The organism is Paenibacillus sp. N119s (assembly GCF_059447605.1).
In genome coordinates, this window is record NZ_JCAJRU010000322.1 from 1 (window position 1) to 4,438 (window position 4,438).

Genomic DNA, 4,438 nt, shown 5'->3' on the forward strand with positions numbered 1-4,438 from the left:
AAACTCCATGATCCGCTTGGGGATAATTCCTTCCATTTTGAGCCAGGTCTCCAGTCTTCCCCGATATCCGCAGCCTTTTTTATATACCAGGAGCGGACGAGTTGCAAAATCGTCCACGGAAACGTCATCTCCTTGAGATACAAGCACCAGCTTTTCCTGAAATACATCAAACTGTTCAATGAGCGGATGCTTGACCGGTCCGGTCACAAAGGCTCCATCCAGTCGCATTTCTGCAACCTCCTGCACCAGTGATTCCGTAACCCCCGCCTTGAGAGACAATTCGACATCCGGATACTTGCTGTAGTAAGCATGCAAAATGGCCGGAAGAGCAATGACAGTCTCCACGATACCAATCTCAAGTACCCCTGAAGGTGCAGAGGTGTTCTGAAACGCATGCTTCATTTCCTCAAATTGCGATAAAATGCTTTTCGTATATTGCAGCAGGCGCTTGCCCTCGGCATTGAGGATCATCCCCCGCTTATGTCTATAAAATAAAGGGGTTTGCAGTTCCTTTTCCAGTAGCTTGATTCTGGCCGTTACATTGGACTGGACGTAGCTAAGCTCGGCTGCAGCCTTGCTGACACTGCCATGTGCAGCCACCGTCTGGAAGATGTTTAAATCGTTCAGATCCACTACTGTTCCTCCTTATCGTGAAAGGGCAAGGGCCAAAAAATTGACGCACCTTGTCACTTATCATCATTTTAAATGATCATAAAGTTTATTTTCAATCATTTTACCAACAGCTTCCTATCCTTTATGATGTGTCCATAAGATATGTCCGCTGAGACCGGCAAGAAGGAGCTTTTGTACACCATGAACAAACAGATCATGACCGGATCTTTATTATGCCTGATCGCCAGTATATCCTGGGGGGCCATGTTTCCGGTGTCGCACATCGCATTACAGCATATTAATCCACTGTATTTTTCATTTTTACGCTATTTCTCGGTTACACTCATATTAATTGTGCTATTGTGGCTCAAAGAGGGACGGACAGCATTTCGCTTTGAGGGCAAGGGCAAGGTATTGTTGTTCTTTGGAACTATGGGATTTACCATTTATAATATGGCTGTTTTCCAGGGACAGCACGCGATGGGGGCGGCAGGCACCCTTGTAGCCTCCATCATGGAAGTGTTAATGCCGATGATTTCCATTGCAATGGTGTGGATCATGACCCGTAAAATGCCTCCAAAATATACACTAGTCAGCATGGTGATTGCGCTGGCTGGAGCCTTACTGGTAATCACGAACGGCAAATGGACCTTTTTCACACTTGCCGGACAACACTTGCTGGCACTGCTGCTTGTTTTTGTAGGCGTCGTGGGATGGGTCGTCTATTCCATGGGAGGCAGTCATTTTGCTGGATGGTCTACTCTTCGATATTCAACCTTGACCTGTCTGCTTGGAACTCTGGTTTCTTTCGTTGTCGTGACATTTGCCTCTGTTTTTGACTGGATTACGGTGCCGGATTGGCAGCACGTATGGTCAGTCAAATACGAAATGAGCTTTATGATCCTGCTTCCAGGGCTAGCGGCTTTACTTAGCTGGAATGCCGGAATCCGCAAGCTGTCTCCACTGAACGGAATTCTATTTATTAATTTTGTACCGATTACCACACTGGTACTTATGTATTTCCAAGGTTATGTCATTAGCCATTATGAACTGTACGGAACGGTACTGGTCATTTTCGCGCTGATTTTGAACAATATGTTTCAGAGAAGCTCTCTGCGTACATCCAACAGCTCACGGGGTGTCCGTTTTCGTCTGAATCGTCGCAAGTCATTCAACAGTGACTTCTAACCCTGCGAACCAAAGTGATGATAAACATCAAAAAAGCGTCTGGATACGGAATAACCTCCGATATCCAGGCGCTTTTTATCATTTATGATTTTTCTTCAATCTGGAAACGTCCAACCAGTTCGCGTAGCTCTTCTGCCATCTGGCTCAGGTCTGCGGTGGATGAAGCAATTTCCTCTATGGAAGCAAGCTGTTGCTCAGCCGCTGCTGAGATCGACTCGGTGTTGCTCGCCGCCTCGTCCGAAATATGGGAAATGTCGCTCATAATATCCACGACACCTACAGTCCCCCGCGCCATTTCCTGAGTCACTCCGGTAATGTCATGGATATGCCCCATCGCGCGTTCAACAGCCTGACTGATTTCTGCAAACGAGTGCTCGGACGTGGTTACCGAATTAATACCTTCGGATACCCGTGCCCGCGCTTGTTGCATCGCACCCAGCGCATGGTTCATATCCAGCTGCATCGCTTCAATGCGCTCCGAGATCAAGGTAGCCGATTTGGCAGATTCCTCAGCCAGCTTGCGTACTTCTGTAGCAACCACGGCAAATCCTTTGCCATGATCCCCAGCGCGTGCGGCCTCAATAGATGCATTCAGTGCCAACAAATTGGTCTGTTTGGCAATACCGGATATAACACTGATAATATTCACGATTTCACCAGAGCGTTCATTCAGCGAGTCCATAGCCTGTCCAAGATCATGAACAGTTTCGTCGATGTCATGCATCTTCTGTACAGCCTGGGTAGCAGCCTTGCTGCCTTCCTGTGCCGACTCCGCATTCATTTTCACATGTTCAGATACACCCACCATGCGCTCGGATACATCCGCTGCTTGCTGAGCCAGCCCCTCCATACTCACAGAGCCATGCTTGACGCTTTGCAGCTGACGTTCGCTGCCTACAGCTACTTCTTGAATAGCAATTGTGACATGCTCAATGGCTTGGGTCGTCTGATCTGCACCCGCAGCCAGCTCCTCTGCCGAAGAACTTACACGGTCTGTCGTTTCACGCACGCTTCGAATCATCGTGCGCAAACTATCCACCATGGTTTGAAAGTGAGCAGATAGTTCGCCTACCTCATCTGTTTTTCCTGTTTCCAAATCGCCCGTCAAATCTCCTTCACTGATTCGTTCTGCTGATTTTTGCAGTTTACGAATCGGAACCAGAACCGAACGGGTAATCAGGAAAATCGCGATAAGTGCAACCACCAATGAGGCAGCCAGCACAAAAATGGTTACATAACGCATGGCAGCGGTGGCATCGCTAATCTCGGATACATAGAAAGTACCTGCAATTTTCCAACCGGTATCCTTATTCGTTACATAAGTTAAATATTTTTCGCGACCTTCATACATATAGTTAAAGTTCCCGCTTGGCGCAGTGTACAGCCTGTCAAGCGAATTATCCTGAGGTAATGAACCCGCTTTAGCCGTAGGATGGACTACGAATTTCTTCGTGTGATCCAGAATGACGATATACCCCTCCTGACCCACTTTGATGGAGGCCAGTTTACGTACACTTTCCAGATTCAAAGAGATCCCGATCACGCCAGACTGGTCGGCAAGCGTCCGCGATACTACGATTACAGGAATACCTGATGAATTGATGATCACAGGGGTGATCGCTACCTTACCCGGTTGCTTCATCGCTTCGATGTACCATGGTCGTGTGCGAGGATCAAATGTCCCTTCGTCCTTTTTGGGCACCCCTCGGATCATCAACCCCTCCGGTGTTCCAACAAAAATATCCGTCGCATCTTCGTGTAAGCCTATGTATTGGATCAGCTTGGGCTGAATCAAGGGACTGTTTGGCCCGTCAATCATCGAACCGTCGAGACGTTCCGCCAAATATCCCACATCTTGAATTTTACTGGCGATTGCATATTCAATCACAGAGTTAGCTGTCGTTACCCCCTGATTTGCACTGCTGTAAAGCTGTTTCTCCATCGCATTATACGATGATTTATAAGTCGCAGCGGAAATGCTTAAACTCGGAATCAGCAAAACAAGTAAAAAACCTAAAATCAACTTGTTCCTGAGTGTCCATATGGTCTTTCTCTTTCGCGTTATTGCCATGTATTTTTCTTCCCCTTTGCTCAAAAAGCGATATTATTTCATTACATTCCATGGAAGTTATATCGGCAGAAAGTAGCAAATCATTTACAAGAAATTTTCACAAAGGAGCAAAACAAATACCGCGTCCTATGCTACTAAGGACGCGGTTATATGAATATTTAGACCTGTACGTTACTATTTCCAGCCTTTTTACGACCAAAAAACTGATCCACTGCCAGAAAACGCCCACCGACAAGGGCTTGTTGAAGACTGGTGAACAGAATCAGCAGATCAAATTCAATCGAGCCAAAAGACTGTCCTTTTTTAGCAGTGAGCAATACACCGATCATAACGATCGTCAATGCGGCGCCAGCCAATCGTGTTCCGATACCCAGAACCAGTGCAATCCCCCCGACTAGCTCAACTGTAGCGACCACTGGAGCCATCCAGCCAGGGAGTCCAATGCTCTGGAAGAAGCCGGAGGTTCCGTCTAGTCCCTGAAATTTTTGTGCACCGTGAACGATAAAAATAACCCCTGTAAAGATTCGTACCAATAATATTCCAATATTCGCAAGCGTTTGATTCATA

4 protein-coding genes are annotated in these 4,438 nt (G+C 46.9%); 1 reads left to right on the forward strand and 3 read right to left on the reverse strand.

The genetic code is table 11. The features are described from left to right. The coding region (locus AC5V8P_RS23715; RefSeq protein ID WP_495473928.1) for a LysR family transcriptional regulator at positions 1 to 633 on the reverse strand (633 nt) is incomplete at its 3' end. A gap of 180 nt (positions 634 to 813) precedes the next feature. Here AC5V8P_RS23715 and AC5V8P_RS23720 point away from each other — a divergent pair. Next, entirely contained in the window at positions 814 to 1,800 is a 987-nt protein-coding gene (locus AC5V8P_RS23720) for a DMT family transporter (RefSeq protein WP_231116932.1), read from the forward strand. A gap of 82 nt (positions 1,801 to 1,882) precedes the next feature. Here AC5V8P_RS23720 and AC5V8P_RS23725 read toward each other — a convergent pair whose 3' ends face one another. Together AC5V8P_RS23725 and AC5V8P_RS23730 are read right to left on the reverse strand one after the other, a co-directional pair. Further along, a complete protein-coding gene (locus AC5V8P_RS23725) occupies positions 1,883 to 3,871 on the reverse strand; it encodes a methyl-accepting chemotaxis protein (RefSeq protein ID WP_064797715.1) in 1,989 nt (662 codons plus the stop codon). Positions 3,872 to 4,029: 158 nt separating this feature from the next. Further along, positions 4,030 to 4,437 (reverse strand): DoxX family protein, encoded by a 408-nt coding sequence (locus AC5V8P_RS23730; RefSeq protein WP_064797714.1) that lies wholly within the window; start codon positions 4,435 to 4,437, stop codon positions 4,030 to 4,032. Between the last annotated feature and the right edge of the window lies 1 nt (position 4,438).